The 742-nt window shown below is 70.2% G+C and carries 1 protein-coding gene and 1 pseudogene; both read left to right on the top strand.

The genetic code is table 11. From position 1 onward, the window contains the following. The coding region (locus tag VQ02_RS33790; RefSeq protein ID WP_048448657.1) for an acyl-CoA dehydrogenase family protein at positions 1-352 on the top strand (352 nt) is incomplete at its 5' end. Beyond that, a pseudogene (locus VQ02_RS39655) lies at positions 352-555 on the top strand (amino acid--[acyl-carrier-protein] ligase); the annotation flags it as partial. The gene VQ02_RS33790 and the pseudogene VQ02_RS39655, both read left to right, overlap by 1 nt. Between the last annotated feature and the right edge of the window lie 187 nt (positions 556-742).

The following is a 742-nucleotide window of genomic DNA, read 5'->3' as shown; positions in this document are numbered from 1 at the left end:
CCGCCTCGCCGAGGCCGCCAACGAACTCCAGGCGATGCGGAGCACGGTGGTGGCCGGGCTCGATCGCTACGAGGCCGCCAAGGGCGATCCCGACGCGCTGAGCGCGATCGGCTTCTCGATCATGCTCAACAACGTCAAGACCACCGTCTCAGGCCAGGCCGTCGACATCGTGCAGCGGGCGCTGAGCGTGGTCGGCATCGCGGGCTACAAGAACGGCACCCCGTTCAGCCTCGGCCGCCAGCTGCGCGACGTCCTCTCGGCGCCGCTGATGATCAGCAACGACCGCATCCTCTCCAACACCGCCAACCTCCTGCTGGTGCAGAAGGGCAGCGGCAAGCTCCTGAGCGCGTGATGGACCAGAGCCTCTCCTCCGACCTCCTGCCCGCCGCCGAAGACGCCTTCGTGGAAGCCCCCGCGCCGCGGTCGTTCCTCGACCGCCTGTTCGACCGCGGCCTCCTGATCCGCACCGGGGTCGACGGGCTCTACGGCCGCTCCGGCGCCTTCGAGAGCGTGGTCGAGGCCCTCGACCACGCTCTCGAAGGCGCCGGAGCGGCCGTAGCGCCAGTCGACCCCGGTGCGGCTCAGGAGGCCGCGGTCGTTACTCGACCGCCTGTTCGACCGCGGCGCGGGGGCTTCCACGAAGGCGTCTTCGGCGGCGGGCAGGAGGTCGGAGGAGAGGCTCTGGTCCATCACGCGCTCAGGAGATTGCCGCTGACCTTCTGAGCCAGCAGGGGGATAGCGG

This window comes from Methylobacterium variabile (genome assembly GCF_001043975.1).
GTDB classification, from domain to species: domain Bacteria; phylum Pseudomonadota; class Alphaproteobacteria; order Rhizobiales; family Beijerinckiaceae; genus Methylobacterium; species Methylobacterium variabile.
This window is presented reverse-complemented; position numbering and strand designations above follow the sequence as displayed.